The organism is Colwellia psychrerythraea (assembly GCF_000764185.1).
GTDB classification, from domain to species: domain Bacteria; phylum Pseudomonadota; class Gammaproteobacteria; order Enterobacterales; family Alteromonadaceae; genus Colwellia; species Colwellia psychrerythraea_B.
In genome coordinates this window covers 93402-111233 of the sequence record NZ_JQEC01000039.1, presented here as the reverse complement: position 1 = coordinate 111233, position 17832 = coordinate 93402, and the positions used below count along the sequence as shown (strand labels likewise).

Below are 17832 nucleotides of genomic sequence, written 5' to 3'. Positions count from 1 at the left end.
GTCTTGTTGTAGATAAAGTTATCGTTATAAATAGTTATTAGTATTGACTGTTAACGTCTCACCCTGATGTTCGTATACATAGAATGAATGTCAAAAAGTAAGCTTTCATACCGGACTACAAAAACAATAACTCATGGCTAGGGTATTTTTAAAATATATAATCACAATAACTAGCATTCACAGTATGAATGTACAAACATATTTATGGCACTTATCGACCAGTTTTATCAGTTAAATGGTAAAAACTCATTGAATTAGCCCTACATTTAGCTTATATCTACCTGACTTATATTTATTGAGAGAGCCATTAACGACATGAATATTTCTAAAATTGATTTAAATTTACTTATTTATTTAGATGTATTATTGCGTGAGAAAAATGTTACTCGGGCAGCAAGCCAACTTAACATTACTCAACCAGCAATGAGCAATGGCTTAAAACGACTCAGAACATTATTTAACGACCCTATTTTGGTACGTACTTCTGATGGCATGGTTCCCACAGAACGAGCTCGATCGTTAGCACCAAGTATTCGTAAAATTTTGCTTGAATTAGAAGAGGCTTTACAAGGGGAAGAAGAGTTTAACGAATTTAACAGTCAACGTGTTTTTAGAATCATGGCCAGTGATTACGCAGCATCAACACTGATCCCTACTCTATTAAAAGCATTAAACGAAGTTGCTCCTAATATTACGCTCGATATTATGACCCCCAGTGATGTAACCTTTCATGACGTTGAAGCGGGTAAGATTGATATGGCGATTAACCGCTTTGATGAATTACCACAATCTTTCCATCAAAAAGCCATTTGGCGTGACTCTTTTTCTTGTTTATTAAGTGCAGATAGTCCTTTAGTTAGTAAGTTTAATTTAAATGCTTATTTAGGCGCCAAACATGTATGGGTTTCAAAAACAGGCTTTGGTGTGGGTGTGGGTATGGACCCCAAAGATGTTCAAAAACTAGGTTGGGTTGATGAAGCGCTTGCTCGATTAGGCAAGAAACGTGACATAAAGGTTTTCACTCGTAATTATCACGTTGCTATGCAACTAGCTTATGAAGATAACTTAATTGCCACTTTACCGACAAAAGCAGCTCTTTTGCACAAGAATGACAGTAATTATACTATTGTAAAGCCTCCATTTGACATTCCTGATATAGAATTAAAAATGATCTGGAGCCCTTTACTTCACCATGATGCTAGCCATATTTGGTTCAGGCAATTAGTTATTGCTGCTGCAATAAAATGCCAGGAGAATAGTTAACTAACCATGAAAAATGTGCTTTACACCCTTTTTGCCATCAGTATAAGTTTACTGCTCGGAAAACTTGCTAATCATTTGTTGGCGGGTTTACCTGCGAGCTTATACGGTATGGTTATTTATGCTATTTTTTTACAATTAAATTGGTTTAGTGCAAAAAAGGTGTCAACAACTAATCAGTGGCTTGTTAGACATATGGGTGTTTGTTTTGTTCCCGCCGGCGTTGGCATAATCAATCACTTCCAATTAATTCAAAACCACGGTATAGCTTTAATTTTTATCATTTTCAGCTCGACTTTTATCTTACTGACTGTCATAGGCTTCCTCAGTGAGCGTTTTTTAATTAGATCTATACCAGCTGATGAAAGCTTATCTGATCAGGCGAAATTATGATTAACAGCTTCCTTATTAACTCCCCTATTTTAGCAAGTTTTATCATCACAATGATCACGGTGGCAACCTATCAATTATCGGCTAGACTCCAACAAAAGTGGCAGTCAATATGGCTAAACCCAATGTTGATAACCATCACCATATTAGTACCTTTACTACTCTTGGTAGATATTGATTATCAGGAGTACAGTAAAACCACGCAATTGCTAAATCTATTGTTAGAGCCTGCAATTGTTGCACTGGGCTTCCCACTTTATCAACAGCTCAGGCAAATAAAGTTTCATTGGCGAGAGATTATGTCTATTTTAGCTTTAGGCATTGCTGCGGTAATTAGCGTTAGCTTTATTATGGCAATGATATTGATTAAAGCGCCCGAAATAGCTATAGCTTTATCACTTAAGTCTGTAACCACCCCCATTGGTATTACGTTAACAGAGCAATTATCTGGTGATAGCTCTATTACAGCATTTGCGATAATGGTTGCCGGTCTATTTGGTGGTTTGCTAGGACCTGCTTGGCTTGAGTTCATCGGGGTAAAATCAGCCAAAGCTCAAGGTTTAGCGATAGGAAGTGCGAGTCACGTTATTGGTACCGCAATTATGGTTAGAGTCAGTGCTGAGCATGGTGCATACAGTTCAGTTTCACTCATTTTATCGGCATTACTCACTGCACTGATAAGCCCATGGTTAATCCCATTATTACAGCAATTATTTAGTTAAAATTTATTTAACTGTCCGCTTTCCAAGCACCATTCACAATATGAATGGTGTTTATCATAAAGTACAATAATATCAATCGCCATTAAATACCTCTATAAAAAGCAATAATTATACATTACTTAACAATTACTTAGCACAAACACATCTAAAGATATTATTTTCCTATAGAAAATAATAGCCTCAAAGTACTATTGCCAGCAGTGATAATAAGCCATAGGATTATCACTAATAGTTATTTCTACACCTATAATTGGCAAACAATTATTAAAGTGATACTAGAAATAGAAACTTTTATACAAACATTCTTGGCGGTTTAATAGCAAGTATTGAAAATAAGGTGAAGTAACAATGTCAACGACAGTAACAAAAGAGAATTTAACAATAAGCCAATGTCTTTTTGATTTTATTGAGTATGAAGCATTACCAGGTACCGCTATTAGTTCAACGCATTTTTGGCAAACATTTTCTAATATCATTAGTGAGCTGGGCCCTGAAAACAAAAAACTTTTATTAAAACGAGATACTCTACAAGCCAGTATTGATAACTATCATCAAAATAATAAACCGCTTGATTTTTCTCACTATAAAAAATTCTTAACTGATATTAATTATCTAGTACCGCAAGTAGACGATTTTAGTATTAATACCTGTAATGTTGATAATGAATTAGCACTAATGGCTGGCCCGCAACTTGTTGTACCTATTATGAATGCACGCTTTGCCTTAAACGCGGTGAACGCGAGATGGGGAAGTTTATATGATGCTCTTTATGGCAGTGATGCAATAAGTGATGAAAATGACGCACAGTCAGGTAAAACATATAACCCGATACGAGGTAAGAAGGTTGTCGCTTTTGCCAAAAATTATTTAGATCAGGCCTTGCCACTTGTATCTGGTAGCCATAACGACGCTATTAGCTACCATTTAACCGAACAACAGCTGATAGTTAGTTTGGTTAACGGCCAACAAAGCCCATTGAAAGCTCCAGAAGCTTTTATTGGCTTCACTGGTAGTATTAACAAACCAGAATCATTGATGTTAATTCATAACGGTTTGCATTTAAGTTTATTGTTTAATGATAACAGCGCCATTGGTCAAGAAGATGCTGCGGGTTTAAGTGATATTATGCTTGAGTCGGCTTTAACAACCATCATGGATTGTGAAGACTCTGTGGCGGCAGTTGATGGCGAAGACAAAGTACTCGCTTATAGAAATTGGTTAGGTTTGATGACAGGAAAGTTATCGGCAACACTTAATAAAAAGGGTAAAGCCATCACCCGTACCATGAATGATAACCTGAGTGTACAAACACTTAATGGTGATACTGTTACCCTTAAAGGTCGTAGTTTAATGTTCGTTCGTAATGTTGGTCATTTGATGACCAACAATGCCATCATTGATAACCTAGGTAATGAAATACCCGAAGGCATACTCGATGCAATGATTACCTCCTTGGTTGCTTTGCATGACCTAAAAGGTAATAGCGAATTTTCTAACAGTAGTGAAGGATCAATTTATATTGTTAAGCCCAAAATGCATGGGCCTGAAGAAGTAGCTTTTGCTAATACTCTGTTTTCTCGTGTTGAAACCGCGTTATCATTACCAAAAAATACCATCAAAATGGGTATTATGGATGAAGAAAGGCGTACCAGTGTTAATTTAAAGAACTGCATTTTTGCTGCTAAAGATCGCGTGGTATTTATCAACACCGGATTTTTAGACCGAACTGGCGATGAGATACACACCTCAATGATGGCAGGTGCTATGGCTAGAAAAGCAGATATTAAATTAACGCCTTGGATTGGTGCCTATGAAAATAACAATGTTGACGTAGGATTGGCTTGTGGTTTTAGCCAAAAAGCACAAATAGGTAAAGGCATGTGGCCAATTCCAGATCAAATGTCAAACATGTTGGCAACCAAGATAAACCATGTTGAAGCTGGTGCAAATACAGCTTGGGTCCCCTCTCCTACCGCAGCTACACTGCATGCATTGCATTACCACAGGGTGAATGTATTTGATTTACAAAAGCAACTTAGCAAACGTAAGCAAGCCAGTATAGATGATATTTTAACTATTCCTTTGGCTAAAAATACTAATTGGAGTGAGCAGGAAATTAGTGATGAGTTAGACAATAATTGCCAAGGAATTTTAGGCTATGTGGTACGCTGGATAGATGACGGTATCGGTTGCTCTAAAGTTCCTGATATCAATAATGTTGGCTTAATGGAAGATAGAGCCACCTTACGTATTTCTAGTCAACACATTGCCAACTGGTTAATACATAACATATGTAGCAAAGCACAAGTGCAAGCAAGTTTACAGAAAATGGCCGCTATTGTTGATCAGCAAAATGTAAGTGATACCAGTTATCAAGCAATGAGCGATGACTTTACTAACAGTATTGCTTTTAATGCAGCTACAGCACTAATCTTTGCAGGCGCTAAACAGCCGAATGGTTATACCGAGCCTTTATTACATCAGTATCGTTTAGAAAAAAAACATCAGCTAAGCTAATTTATAATTACAGTAGCTTTTGTAGTTACCATATCAACAGTCAGCTCTGCCCCTGAAAAAATCAATACTGACGCAATTATAAATTAAGTAATTGCGTCAGTTCTTACCCTTATGTACAACGAAAAACATACAAATTAGGTGATAGCAATCACTCACCTTGCTTAAATTTGTTGTTACTCATTTAAATAATTTGAAATGTTTATTAGCTTAACCAGTTCTATCTATGATAATGGCTTTGCTCTAGAGCTAATTATTTCGTTTTACATTACTTCAGTCCGAGGCTTTTACCATCTATCTTGTGAATGAGGCAGCTTATCTCAACTTGCTAGTATAATGTTCAGATATACCTTAAAGTAACATTTGTAACAATTAAGTAAACTTTAGAGTAGAAGAAAACATGCTCAAGAGATAAAAATGCAAGGTGGTAGAAACAACTCCACACTTAACCAAATACAGGCATAGCTAAAAGGATATAGGCAATGAAATCAATTAAATTACTGTTAATTAGTTTTACTATCACATTGGTCGCATTAATGACTATTTCGCCTGCCATTGCCAAACCTTCAGTTAAAGTCCAACATTTACAACTTAATAATGCGCTTACTGCTACACACAACAATTACAATATAATTAGAGCAATAGGAAAAGTACCAACTAAGCTACCTGTGCAATACAGTAACAACTTCTCTTCTGGTTTAATTCTATCAAGCCGCTCTATTTTGACAGCTAGAAACGCAAACTTAGCCATAAATGTTGCTAAACATACCAATGAATTTTTTAGTAGTGCTATGACCGTTAGTGACAAGCTAAATCAATTTATGTCATATTTCAGCTCCCCCGTTAAAGTAAAGGTTAGCGAACAGCAAGAGCTATCACCAGAAGGTGATATATTGAAAGAAAAATGTAATGGCTCTATCAACTTTAGTTAAAGCTGATTCGAGTAGTTTTAAACTTAACTCATTATTGCTCAATGGTAGCTTTAGATTACTTCTTCCCGCAAGGAAGAAGAGTTTTCTTTAATAAAAACATATCCCCCCTAAGTTATAATTATTGCCTACCAACTTAGCTTAAATTCCCTACTTAACTATAAACCTAGTTAAAGTCTGACTAAAAACGTAACTAAAAATATTCTCCAAAGAGATTATGCGTTACCCTGCACTATCAATTTTATTTAGCTGTATCCTTAATCCATGAAAAAGATAAAAACAATAATCGCCGGCATCATGCTTATCAGTTTGTTGGTATTAGCTACAGCATTAACTTGGCTTTACAGTAAAGTAGATAGCGCCTTACCTGTGTTAAATGGTAAAAAAACAGTTTTTGGTTTAACAACCACGGCAATAATTGAGCGAGATAAGCAGGGAATTGCCACCATAAAAGCACAAAATAGAGCTGATATCTCTGTAGCGCTGGGTTTTGTTCATGCTCAAGAACGCTTTTTTCAAATGGATCTATTAAGACGAAATTCTGCAGGTGAATTGGCAAGCCTTTTTGGCGCTGTTGCACTTGATTATGACAAGTCAATTCGTAGGCATCGCTTTCGCGATCGAGCAAGAGCAATAATTGCTCAGTTACCTCAAGAACAACTTAATTTAGTTAAAGCCTATACACGAGGTGTCAATCAAGGACTAAAATACCTAAACTCTTCACCGTTTGAGTACTTATTACTTCAACAAGAGCCTGTGCAATGGAGCGAAGAAGACTCAATCCTCACTATTTTTAGTATGTACATTGACCTTCAGTATCATGATGGTAGGCGCGAGCGCACTCTCGGTTTAATGAAAGCTGTTTTATCCGGTGATGTCTACGCTTTTTTAGATCCCAAAGGTAGTATTTGGGATGCCGCAATTGATGGTAGTCGGTTACCCCAAGCATCTATGCCAAAAGGTGTTTGGCCCTCTGCTTCAAGTTTTAACATTGAAAATAGAACAACCAGTGAACTAGCCAGTAATAAGGAAGATAAATACCAAGGAGATCATCTACCTGGCTCTAACAGTTGGGCGATTTCAGGCGCGTTAAGCGCAACAGGAAGTGCAATATTAGCTAATGATATGCACCTTGGACTTCGTGTGCCTAATACTTGGTTTCGCGCTTCTTTTGAATACCCAAATGAAATAGCTAATAGTTCAAACGCTATTGCTAAGCAAATTAAAGTAACGGGTGCTACTTTACCAGGAACCCCTAATATGGTTATTGGTAGTAATGGCAATATTGCCTGGGGTTTTACCAACAGTTATGGTGATTACAGCGATGTTATTGCCCTAACAAGTAATGCTGACGATAACCAATACTTGTCGCCAACCGGCTATTTAGATTTTACTTTTCATAAACAAGTAATAGCAGTTAAAGGGCAAAAAGCACAAGAAATCACCGTAAGAGAAACGATCTGGGGACCCGTTATTGGTAAAAACCATCAAGGTGATTTACTCGCTTATCGCTGGGTTGCCCATGACAAAGAGGCAGTGAATTTAGTGGCAACTGAACTAGAGCGAGCAACAACTGTTGACCAAGCTTTTAACATAGCCGCACGTTCAGGAATTCCCTCTCAAAATATGTTGGTTGTGGATAAAAGCGGTGATATTGGCTGGACTATTATGGGACCAATTCCACATAAAAAAGGCATGATAGGAGAAACACCTTCATCATGGAGTTCAGGTAAAAATGGCTGGCAAGGCTACTTAACTCCCGAGCAATATCCCCAGATTAAAAATCCCGAAAATCAAAGGTTATGGACAGCCAATTCTCGGGTAGTAGGTGGCGAGATGTTGGAAAAGCTTGGCAATGGTGGTTACGCCCTTGGTGCTAGGTCTAAACAAATTAGAGATAATTTATTCAATCTGGAAAAATTTGACGAACAAAGCTTACTGAAAATAGGCTTAGATGATGAAGCCGTGTTTTTACAACGGTGGCAAGAGTTCATTCTAAAATCAGTGTTAACTGAACAAGTACTCGCACAACATACAAACTTTAAACAGGTTAAGAGTTTGTTAGAAAAAGCTGAAGCCTTAAGAGCAAGTATTGACTCGGTTAGTTATCGCTTGATTCGTAACTTTCGTATAAATTTGAGAAATAGTGTTTTTTTCGAGTTGAATAATAGTTTAACAAACATTGATACAACTTTTAATTTCAAAAGTATTCGCAATCAAATTGAAGTGCCTTTATGGCATTTAATTAATGAGCAACCAGAAAACTTCATGATGTTAGGTGAGGCCAGTTGGCAAGATGTATTTACTAAGGCTCTGGACTTAACACTTGCAGATATGACAGATAACCAAGCATTAGAAGCGGCAACTTGGGGGCAGCAAAATAACTCAGCGATAAAACACCCACTGAGTAGTGCCCTGCCGCTATTAAACTATTGGCTAGATATGCCTAATAAAGCATTACCCGGTGACAGCTATATGCCAAGAGTACAAGGCAAAACCTTTGGCGCCTCCGAGCGCATGGTAATTTCACCAGGTTTTGAAAGTGAGGGGCTCTTTCATATGCCAACCAGTCAATCTGGGCATCCCTGGAGCCCTTACTATGGCAAAGGACATAGTGACTGGGAAGAAGGTATAGCTTCACCATTTCTACCCGGAAAAACAGCCTATAAGCTGACATTGCTAAGTTATTAAACTGCACTTAATACAGCTTCAATATCAACACAGAGATACAAGAAATTTTACGAGATAAACTATGACTATATTAATTCTTTGCTTATTTTCAGCATTACTTTTACCACTTTTAGCAAAAGCACCTGTAGCTTTTTCTATGGCTAAACTGGGTGGCTACAATAATTATCATCCGAGAGAACAGCAAAGTAAGCTAACAGGTTTTGGCGCTCGTGCTCTGGCAGCACATCAAAATGCTTTTGAGTCAGTAATCCTTTTTGCACCGGCCGTTATTTTAGCACTCGCCACGGGAAATACTCAGCAGTCAATATTAGTTTTAGCTGTCGTTCATGTTGTTTCAAGAGTGCTATATAATATTTTATATCTATTAAATATGGGCTTATTGAGATCAGTAATATGGGCAATTGCCACTTTCTGTAGCTTTGCCATAGTCTTTCAATGCATGCCCTAAAAGGTATCTATTAACAAAAAATGTCTAAAGAAGTAGTTGACACTATTTGGTTAAGCTAGCTAGAGTAACTACTCAAAGTATCAGACAATCAACATTAAAAAGGTAAACAAGTGAGCGATAAGTTAGATTTAAATGAAATACGCCAAGAAATAACGCTTTTAGATCAGGATTTATTAGCCTTGTTTGCAAAACGCCGTGCATTAACACTGAATGTAGCCAAGAGTAAAGTACAACAAATTCGCCCGATTAGAGATCAACAGCGTGAGCAAGAGCTTTTAATACGCTTAATCAAACATGGCAAAAGTTTAGGTTTAGATGCTCACTATGTTACCAGTGTATTTCAAACAATTATCGAAGACTCTGTCTTAAATCAGCAAGCATACTTACAAAGTTTAGCGAATCCTGATATTCAAGTACCAACAGTCAGTGTTGCTTTTTTAGGTGATAAAGGCTCATATAGTTACCTTGCAAGTCACCGTTACTTTTCACGCCGAGCAGAAAAAATCATAGAATCAGGCTGTCAAAATTTTTATGATATATTACAACAGGTTGAATCAGGACAAGTTGATTACGGCATGCTTCCTATTGAGAATACCAGTTCAGGTAGTATTAATGAGGTCTATGACTTACTTCAGCACACAAGCTTATCAATAGTAGGTGAAATTACTCAGCCTATAGAGCATTGTTTATTAACCGCGGTAAATACCAGTTTAACAAAAATAAAAACTATTTATGCACACGGACAACCCTTTGCTCAATGTAGTAATTTTTTAGATAAGCAAAGCGGTATTCGTATTGAGTATTGTGATAGTACAGCAGATGCAATGGCACAAGTTGCAGAGTTGCAAGACGATACCATTGCCGTTATTGGTAGTGAGGAAGGTGGCCAGTTATATCAACTACACGCCCTTGAGCAGTCAATTGCTAATCAAACCGAAAACCACTCTCGCTTTATTTTAGTTGCTAGAAAAGCCGTTGATGTTGCTGAGCAAATCCCAGCTAAAACGGCAATAATTCTTGCTACGGGCCAAAAAGCAGGCGCCTTAGTTGAGTGTTTGTTAGTACTTAAAGAAAAAGGCATTAATATGTGCAAACTTGAGTCGCGCCCTATTCAGGGAAGACCTTGGGAAGAGATGTTTTATATTGATGTAGAATCCAATTTAAAGAGTTTTGCCTTGCAAGAAGCAATTCAAGAAATGACCCCACACACTAATTTCATCAAAGTTTTAGGTTGCTATCCTATTGAGCATATTAGTCCAACGAGCGTACCGAGTAGTGAGATTTAGCCATAAATAACTAAATAGTACTGCATGCCCGGGTTTAAACAGCATGCAGTACTAGCGAGTTTTCAAGGAAAGTGTTATATATATTAAATAAGTTGTATTAGTTGGTTAAATATTATGCGTTACATTTCATTAAATCTAAATAAGACCGAACATGGTTGTCCTACAATACCCACAGTTCTTACCTATAAAAAACACGTTTTTTCAAAAAAAAGAAATATAGGCTTCTCTTTAATTGAGCTTATGATAACTGTTGCTATTGGAGCGATTGCGGTGACAATTGCTATACCGAGTTTAAGCAGCTTTACTGCCAAGATGCGTGTTGATAACGAGGTTTCTGAACTACAACGTTTATTACTAACAACCCGTAATGCTGCTATTAACTCAGGGCAAAATGCAAGTTTATGTTCACTGCAAGCTAATGATACTTGTCAAAATATTAATAACTGGGCTGGTAGGGTCGGAGTGGTATCAATTGATGGCTTAATAAGGGAGCGAGAGGCAATTCAAGCAGGCGATAGACTCCAGTTTGCTTTTAATAGCGTAACTTATAATCCTAGTGGCCAACTCAGTAATAATAATATTGGTCTATTTACCTATTGTCCTAGAGGACTTACTGATTATTCTCGCGGTATAGACTTGTCTTTGTCAGGCAGACCTTACCTAAGCTCCGATAATAATGGCGATGGAAAGGATCAAGATAGAAATAATAACAACATTGTATGTAATTAATAATCATAATAAATTTTCCCGGCTCTATTAGTAAAAAAGCGATACCCTTTACGGAGTATCGCTTTTCAATAAAAAAGGAGCATCAGCCGCTAACGTGGGGTCTTCTTATCCAATGTCTTAGCTTTCAGACTTGTAAACTCATCGCCCTCTAATACACATTGATAAGAACGGTATACTTTTATTCTTTCTAGAGACTTTTGAGTTGAGACTCTTTTCCCTGACATATTATGAGCTAATTCAGAAAGTCTTCTAGGTTGAGTTAGCCTGAATATAATTGCTTCGGTACCATCAACAAGAGTGACATGACACTTAGCTGTTACTTTTTTATTTTTTTCAGAGGATTTTGCATTGCTATCCTCACCAGGTACTACCGCTTGAGCAGAAAACAAAACAAACAAACAAACACAACAAGTTGATATAATCAGGTTTTTCATATTATCCTCCCCAACAGGCAATTGGCAATTTCCTACCTGTATCTGTAATTGTAATTGTTACACAAGCAGCATCATTAGTAGCCTGTGCACCTTGCGCTGTCGCTGTTAATGTAAAACTATTGGCCACAACAGCTGATGAAATTAAATAATGCCTATTTGGCGTTTCATATACGGCAGTAGTACCTACACCTAAAACACTAATATTTGTAGTGTAAGCCCTACTATCAACAAATAACTGTTCTTGTAAGTTAGCTAAACGGACTAACTCAAGAGGTGCTTCAGCTCTATTTGAGCGCACAACATAATCACTATAAGAAGGATAAGCAACCATGGCTAATATACCAATAATGGCAACGGTAATCATTAACTCTATAAGAGTAAACCCCTTCAACTTCCCCCTATTAAGCCCATTTATATTTTCATGATGACTAAACATAAATCTAATTCTCCGTTACATAAAGGTAGGTTCGTAAGGTTTGCAACTGAAATCCTACGGGTATTATTTCCCTACCGACTATAATATTACCATCCGGCTCTAAAATATTAGTCTCGGGATTGAGTGTTTTTGTCACTATTAGCGTTGGAGACCCCAGAAACTGTTCACTGATAAGCGTTTTTCTATTATCGTCGCTATCTGGATCTTCTGTTTGCCAATTGTACTTATGTACTCCCAAAGCTAAATCAACAGCATATAACCAACCTTGCCCATTAGGTAAATCACAACTAAGGGAGTTAACACCTAGTGGCGCTGGTATAAAAGTAGTAAAATTGACAACATTGTTAATCACTAATGCTGATGAAGTACTTTTCTCCCCTTTTTCTTCTAAATCCATATACCAGCCAGACATTAAACTGACTTGAAGTGACAAGGTCTCTTTTTCTTGCGAAGTTAATGAAGCCCCAAAAGGGTTATTGGTATAATCGGCCAAATTATTTATGGTAATAGGCGTAGGAATAGCAGGAATAGTAGGGGTGCCTACCCCAATAAATTGCTGTGTTTTAATGTTGATATCTTTAATCATAAAAAACACATCATTAGTATCTGTTCCGATAGGGTTGGCTCTATCTCCACTTCCTAGTAACACAGCATCATAAGGGATGTCTTGTTGAACAATTATTGGATTATTGTCGGAATCCCTCTGACCGGAATCTATTGTTTCTGTTATAAAGGCTCTAACTATAGCTGGCTCATTAAAGAAACGCCTGTCCCTAGCTAGAGTTTTATCAGATAATGCATAGTTTGCGTTTCCTAAGCTAGCAAGTTTAAAGACTGAAAATTTACTTGTATCACTACCAGGCATATCTATACGCCAAACATTGCCGCCAGTATCACCTGCATATAATCTATCAGTTAAGCCATCTCCATCGCTATCTAGAGTTGCTATACTAGAAGGGATACTATCGGTTCCAGTAAAAATAGTGTCTCCTGTAGGTGATAAACTCCATAGTAATGTTCCCGTTTCCGCATCAAGCATATAAATAGCTTTGCCTAGGTTATCTTCTCCATTTACGCCGCCGATACCGTGTGAGTCTTTTGAAATATCATATCCGCCACCAAAAATTAGTACGGGTTTAGCTTTTCCACCTACAACATTTAAGAGTGAATATGCTATTTTTGGTTGCGACCAGGTTTGTCCTAGCTCTTCAAAATTTAGATCTCCGCCTTTTATGATCCACATTACAGACGGATTGGTAGGGTCAGTAACATCCATGGCATAATAGGTATTCCCACCTCGACGAAAACCATAAAACAGCCAGACTTTATCATCGCTATCAACAATACCATTACCATTTTTATCAGTGATGTGAGCTGTTATGAGTCCATCGACACCATAAACCTTGTCAGCGGAAGTAAAGTTCTCCCGTAATGCTTTAATATTTGAAATGAAATCTTTTGGCATAAATGCCCAGGTTTCTTCTATAGTATTAGTACTATCAATGTCTTTAAACATATGTAGTACCCCATGATTGGTACCAACAGCGATATAGATATTATCGTTACCGTAATTTATTACGACAGGCTTCGAGTGTAGAGGGTCACCAAAAACATCCTCTCTATTCTCATTTTTATCACCATCTTCATCGGCATCATCTTCGTCTTTGCCATTAATCCAATTAAGACTAGCTTCAATTGCAACTTTATCATCCGCAACGTCTAATGCTGTCGCTAATTCGCTTTGTGTTTCAAACACTTCGCTACTGCTTGCTTCTGCGTATGTCAGCCCTACCAAAGCATTATTTTCACCTAAATCACTGAGAATTATACGATTAGACTTATTGCGTAACATTTCAGCAACACCACCTTCTTGTACGCTATTCCCATCTTTAGTACTGGACCAATAGCTTTGTGCGTCGTCAGAAAAGTGTCCCGTTGCTTCATTTATTGCAGCAACCCCATTGATGCCTTTTTGAATACTGTCTGAGACTTTGTATTTTTTCAGGTTACCCTGCCACCTTGGCCCTCTATCAGGTTGGAACATCGCATAATAAACTGCATCTAGAGTCTCTGTTTTATCAAAGTTATTTGCGGCTACTGATGCAGATGTTAAAGAGTCATTACTTGGTTCTAAGTTAGCGAGAACATTTGTTAAAGCGGTGGTTAACGAAGCACTATCTTCAGCATAAAAATATTCCCCCCCTCCTCGCTTTGCGGTTTCAATAAGTAGCGGTGCTGCGTCTTTCTTAGCGTCTTCACCAAAGCCGATAGTGTAAGTTTCTGCGGTCTGCTTACCATCAAGGTTAAGATTTAAATCATTATTATTAATCCAGCCAGCAAGTGCTGCTAAGTAACTCCACTCGGCATCATACTCTTTATAACCATTAACAAAAAAGTTGTCGCTTACTAAAAAAGGGTCTTGTCCTGTAGCTGGCAATTTAAATATTTCATCATCGGCATCAATATCATAAGTTGGCGAACCATCAGTTATAAGTACTACATAGACTCTATCCGAACATGCAGAAAAAGGGCTTATATAAGAGCCACTTTTTTCGATGTCTGGATCTCTTTTAGGGACAAAGTCATCATCATCGCCATAGTACACTGGTTTAGCGCCAAAGTACTGAGTTGCTTCGTACAACGTTTCGCACAAAGGTGTCCAAGTGTTGCCTAATAAATTATCAATTATCCCAAGCAACTTAGTCCGTGAATCTAAGGTCGACTCTTGAATACCATGTACAATACGCCCGCCATTATCATTATCACTGCCGCTATTACCGTTAAAGACTTGCAAACCAAAATCTACGTTAGGGGTTGAGTTTATCAAGCTGGTAACACTCTCTTTAGCGACTTCTAATCGAGACTTATATTTTGTACCAATAACCTCTTTAGTGCTTTGACTCCATCTAAGATAATTATCGGTATAAAGTGTAACGAATTGCCCTGACCAAGTAACATTAGAGTTAGTAGCGTTAGGCGTGTGAGGTTGAGGAGCGGCTTGAGAGCCCTCACCATCAATAGGAAAACCATCAGGAATGCTTTGTGCACTTCCTACACTATTAATCATCTTTTTATTATTAGCGTTTAATGCATCGACGTCATCTTCACAATCGATAACTTTAATATTCTCCCCTGTCTTCTCGGGAATTTCTGTCCAACTTCCGGAGTTACCTTGGAAAGTATATTCACGCACTCTTCCTGTGTATAAACCATATTTATCAAGACTATCGCGTGCGATTTGACAACCATTAAGTTTTTTTAAAAATAAGCGAGTTTCTGTAGGGCTATCAGGAATAGGCACACTGCTTACAGATGAATCGCCTTTGGAAAAATAAATTCGTTTTCCTGACTTCTTAGATAACCCCGGAAGTGCGTCATATGTAAAACTGGGATCATATTTTTTTTTGAAGTAATCGCCATTATTGGACATACTGCCTGAGTTATCGAAAATGATAAGGACTTTTGGACGGTTTTCTGTTTTCTTTATGGTATCACTTATATAAAGTTCAATATCTTCGCTAAAGCCAGAAGTAGAGACTAATAATAATGATACTGTAGTGATACAGCTAACGAATGTTTTATATCTTCTTTTAACTACCTTTGTCACTGTATTTCTTTCCTTTGACAAGTTCATTTTGACTACTCCAAAATCTATGTACGACACCATGTAATTAACTTAAGTTGAAAGAGAATATGAAGTTAAATTCTATTCCCTTATTTTAATAATTGTTGTGCTATGCCAGAATTAGCTGAAATATTACTTTGCCCAGTTCTGCCGTAGTTCCGGTTAGCTGTTACTGTTAAGATGTTACAACTAAATACTTCTGTAGATGATGCTAACTTCAAGTGTGGGCAGGTAATATCTAAGTTAAATTGATTATTTGCTACATTTACAGCGGCGGTTGCATATGTTGCTGTACCCGGTAATAAAATATTTTGATCTACTATTGGAAAGTTACCTGCCACGGGTCTGCTAAAACTATTATTTTGACCGGGGGCTACTTGATTAAATATTACCTCATCGACAGCGCTAACTACTTCTTGTAATGCAACAGATTTCTCTTCACTCGCACCCGACATTTTCATATCTGTAGTACTATTTTGCATCAGTGCTGCAGCGACAGCTGTCAAAGCAACCAAAAATACAAGTGATACTACTAGGACAACACCTTTTTGATTTGCTTTGTTATGAAATTTAGTCATTATTATCTCGCTCATTATTGCGTGTTTATTATTTATGGCCAAGAGTCCACACTTGTATTATACAATGTGACAGTAGAGCTAAAAAGTAAGCGTCTAAAATTATCGTTTACAGGGAAAGCTAAATCACCAAGTTGATAGGTATTAGTATTATTGTATTGCGGATCAGGTAAAGCTCCTCTCGCTAAAACAAACATTTTAACAGCCAAAATTCGACTCCCACCAGCGTTATCCCACAAATTTTGATTCATAGCACCTGCAGATATATAGGCATTAACAACGCCATAACCTGGTAGCGAAGGATCTGTAGTGGTATCAACACCATACATAAAGCGGATCATTTCAATGCCATCAATTACTGGAGAAAAGTTCATGCTTAGATTAGTTAATCGTCCCTGCATTAATACTGGAACAAGGTTATTACCAACAGTTTCTTGTCTAACATAGTAAACATGGTGTTGGTATTGCCACAACCTTCCATTGTTAACGACGGGAACAGCGGCTCCTGCAGCAAAAACACCACCGGTTGATAAATTTGATGATAAGTAATAATTTCCAACAACGGGTACAGCAACAGGATTAGAAATAACCCTTTTTATCTGAATAACATCAGAGCCGACCATTGTCTGGGTATTTGCTGGCATAATAAAACAACCTAAGGGGTCTAACGCTCCTGCAGCTATAGTTTGCCCCCATAAAGTACGAAATGGACCAATTGCCTGAGGGAAAGTAGCATTATTCACCCCTCCACCAACGCAATCATTACCTGGAGCGCCAGGGATGGTAGTTAAGCTACTTTGGCTGAATGTTCCTGAAAGATCTCCCCAAAAATTCTGTCTGAGTAAGTCATCTGTCAAAACACTAATAGCAAAGCGCCCATTCTCTTGCAATTCTCCGAAACTAGACGTTTCAACAGTAGTAGTACGCATGCCAACAAAAACACTCATAACTCCTGCAAAAAGTACTAAACCAATGGATAGCGCGATCATTAGTTCTACGAGCGTAAACCCTTTTGCGATAGGACGGAAACGCGACAATTTTCGATTATTCATATTTAGCCTACAAGTAGAGATTTTCATATAATAAATGCTTGAACAACAACTTGACGCCTTTTTTTGCCTGCGGCACCACAACCATCACTTTTTTGACTATCAGTCATTTCATTTCGCCCTTGCCAACTAACAACAACAGTTAATGCATTGCCGGTTCGTAAAACACAGCCTCGGCCATTAATCAGCCCACCAGAATTCTGTACGCCTGAAGTTACATCTGCGCCAACTAAAGCACGCTCCCATTCAAATATATCATTAGTAACCATCTGTGCAGGGGTACACTGGGCATTAATTCCATTGCACGTTATTGCCGGCAATGGATTCAACGTAACGCCATAATCTTCTATACCATTTGTAGCATAAGCGGCTAAATTATTAGCATCATTAGCCCTAATCCTTGCAATTATATCTTGCGCTAAACTTGATGCTATTGAACGTTGCATCGCATCAAAGCTGCCTTGTTTGGCGGTAACTTGCATCGCAACTGCGCCTAATATCCCTGTGACCATTATTACCAAGGCAACAAGCACCTCAATAAAGGTCATGCCTTTTTGAGTATTATTAGTTAAAGACCGCAAAAGAGATTTATTCATAATCCTTCCTTAATAAAAGGTTTAAACATAGGAGGTAGTAAGGAGGGTGAGGGTTATTTTTAACGAAACAAATTGAAGAGATCAGTAAACTGATTTTTGTGCAAACAGAAATGGGCCAACGCAGATTTCTGACGACAAGGTTAAATTG

15 protein-coding genes are annotated in these 17832 nt (G+C 37.7%); 9 read left to right on the top strand and 6 right to left on the bottom strand.

Annotated features, from left to right (window positions below):
• The first annotated feature begins 315 nt into the window (after positions 1-315).
• From GAB14E_RS09625 to GAB14E_RS09665, 9 genes are all read left to right on the top strand, one after another.
• On the top strand, positions 316-1263 hold the full coding sequence (locus GAB14E_RS09625; RefSeq protein ID WP_033082744.1) for a LysR family transcriptional regulator: 948 nt from the start codon (positions 316-318) through the stop codon (positions 1261-1263).
• A gap of 6 nt (positions 1264-1269) precedes the next feature.
• Positions 1270-1653 (top strand): CidA/LrgA family protein, encoded by a 384-nt coding sequence (locus tag GAB14E_RS09630; protein ID WP_052093746.1) that lies wholly within the window; start codon positions 1270-1272, stop codon positions 1651-1653.
• Positions 1650-2372: an LrgB family protein gene (locus tag GAB14E_RS09635; protein ID WP_033082743.1), complete on the top strand. Its 723-nt coding sequence runs from the start codon at positions 1650-1652 to the stop codon at positions 2370-2372. The genes GAB14E_RS09630 and GAB14E_RS09635 overlap by 4 nt, the downstream gene beginning before the upstream one ends.
• A gap of 348 nt (positions 2373-2720) precedes the next feature.
• Positions 2721-4889 carry a malate synthase G gene (locus GAB14E_RS09640; RefSeq protein WP_033082742.1) on the top strand — a complete coding sequence of 723 codons (2169 nt, stop codon included), beginning with the start codon at positions 2721-2723 and terminating at the stop codon, positions 4887-4889.
• Positions 4890-5368: 479 nt separating this feature from the next.
• Positions 5369-5818, top strand: coding sequence for a hypothetical protein (locus GAB14E_RS09645; protein ID WP_033082741.1), 450 nt, complete (start codon positions 5369-5371; stop codon positions 5816-5818).
• Positions 5819-6079: 261 nt separating this feature from the next.
• Complete coding sequence (locus GAB14E_RS09650; protein ID WP_033082740.1) at positions 6080-8506, top strand: penicillin acylase family protein; 2427 nt, start codon at positions 6080-6082, stop codon at positions 8504-8506.
• A gap of 61 nt (positions 8507-8567) precedes the next feature.
• Complete coding sequence (locus GAB14E_RS09655) at positions 8568-8954, top strand: MAPEG family protein (protein WP_033082739.1); 387 nt, start codon at positions 8568-8570, stop codon at positions 8952-8954.
• 110 nt (positions 8955-9064) lie between these two features.
• Complete coding sequence (pheA, locus tag GAB14E_RS09660; protein WP_033082738.1) at positions 9065-10240, top strand: prephenate dehydratase; 1176 nt, start codon at positions 9065-9067, stop codon at positions 10238-10240.
• Positions 10241-10354: 114 nt separating this feature from the next.
• Positions 10355-10969, top strand: coding sequence for a GspH/FimT family pseudopilin (locus tag GAB14E_RS09665; RefSeq protein WP_052093745.1), 615 nt, complete (start codon positions 10355-10357; stop codon positions 10967-10969).
• Positions 10970-11058: 89 nt separating this feature from the next.
• Here GAB14E_RS09665 and GAB14E_RS09670 read toward each other — a convergent pair whose 3' ends face one another.
• From GAB14E_RS09670 to pilV, 6 genes are all read right to left on the bottom strand, one after another.
• The gene (locus tag GAB14E_RS09670; RefSeq protein ID WP_033082737.1) at positions 11059-11403 is read right to left on the bottom strand and encodes a TapY2 family type IVa secretion system protein; all 345 of its coding nucleotides are present in this window, start codon (positions 11401-11403) and stop codon (positions 11059-11061) included.
• A gap of 1 nt (position 11404) precedes the next feature.
• Positions 11405-11839, bottom strand: a complete 435-nt coding sequence (locus GAB14E_RS09675; protein ID WP_052093744.1) for a type IV pilin protein — start codon at positions 11837-11839, stop codon at positions 11405-11407.
• A gap of 4 nt (positions 11840-11843) precedes the next feature.
• A complete protein-coding gene (locus GAB14E_RS09680; RefSeq protein ID WP_197061210.1) occupies positions 11844-15473 on the bottom strand; it encodes a pilus assembly protein in 3630 nt (1209 codons plus the stop codon).
• Positions 15474-15553: 80 nt separating this feature from the next.
• Complete coding sequence (locus GAB14E_RS09685) at positions 15554-16042, bottom strand: PilX N-terminal domain-containing pilus assembly protein (RefSeq protein ID WP_231562050.1); 489 nt, start codon at positions 16040-16042, stop codon at positions 15554-15556.
• Between the two features lie 32 nt (positions 16043-16074).
• Positions 16075-17091, bottom strand: a complete 1017-nt coding sequence (locus GAB14E_RS09690; RefSeq protein WP_052093742.1) for a PilW family protein — start codon at positions 17089-17091, stop codon at positions 16075-16077.
• Positions 17092-17114: 23 nt separating this feature from the next.
• Positions 17115-17684, bottom strand: a complete 570-nt coding sequence (gene pilV / locus GAB14E_RS09695; RefSeq protein WP_052093741.1) for a type IV pilus modification protein PilV — start codon at positions 17682-17684, stop codon at positions 17115-17117.
• Positions 17685-17832 lie beyond the last annotated feature (148 nt).

Coding starts and splice junctions, on each gene's coding strand:
- GAB14E_RS09630 (WP_052093746.1), top strand. CDS start 1,270: ATGAAAAATGTGCTTTACACCCTTTTTGCCATCAGTATAAGTTTACTG.
- GAB14E_RS09685 (WP_231562050.1), bottom strand. CDS start 16,042: ATGACTAAATTTCATAACAAAGCAAATCAAAAAGGTGTTGTCCTAGTA.
- GAB14E_RS09635 (WP_033082743.1), top strand. CDS start 1,650: ATGATTAACAGCTTCCTTATTAACTCCCCTATTTTAGCAAGTTTTATC.
- pilV (WP_052093741.1), bottom strand. CDS start 17,684: ATGAATAAATCTCTTTTGCGGTCTTTAACTAATAATACTCAAAAAGGC.
- GAB14E_RS09640 (WP_033082742.1), top strand. CDS start 2,721: ATGTCAACGACAGTAACAAAAGAGAATTTAACAATAAGCCAATGTCTT.
- GAB14E_RS09680 (WP_197061210.1), bottom strand. CDS start 15,473: ATGAACTTGTCAAAGGAAAGAAATACAGTGACAAAGGTAGTTAAAAGA.
- GAB14E_RS09625 (WP_033082744.1), top strand. CDS start 316: ATGAATATTTCTAAAATTGATTTAAATTTACTTATTTATTTAGATGTA.
- GAB14E_RS09650 (WP_033082740.1), top strand. CDS start 6,080: ATGAAAAAGATAAAAACAATAATCGCCGGCATCATGCTTATCAGTTTG.
- GAB14E_RS09675 (WP_052093744.1), bottom strand. CDS start 11,839: ATGTTTAGTCATCATGAAAATATAAATGGGCTTAATAGGGGGAAGTTG.
- GAB14E_RS09670 (WP_033082737.1), bottom strand. CDS start 11,403: ATGAAAAACCTGATTATATCAACTTGTTGTGTTTGTTTGTTTGTTTTG.
- GAB14E_RS09645 (WP_033082741.1), top strand. CDS start 5,369: ATGAAATCAATTAAATTACTGTTAATTAGTTTTACTATCACATTGGTC.
- GAB14E_RS09655 (WP_033082739.1), top strand. CDS start 8,568: ATGACTATATTAATTCTTTGCTTATTTTCAGCATTACTTTTACCACTT.
- GAB14E_RS09665 (WP_052093745.1), top strand. CDS start 10,355: ATGCGTTACATTTCATTAAATCTAAATAAGACCGAACATGGTTGTCCT.
- GAB14E_RS09690 (WP_052093742.1), bottom strand. CDS start 17,091: ATGAATAATCGAAAATTGTCGCGTTTCCGTCCTATCGCAAAAGGGTTT.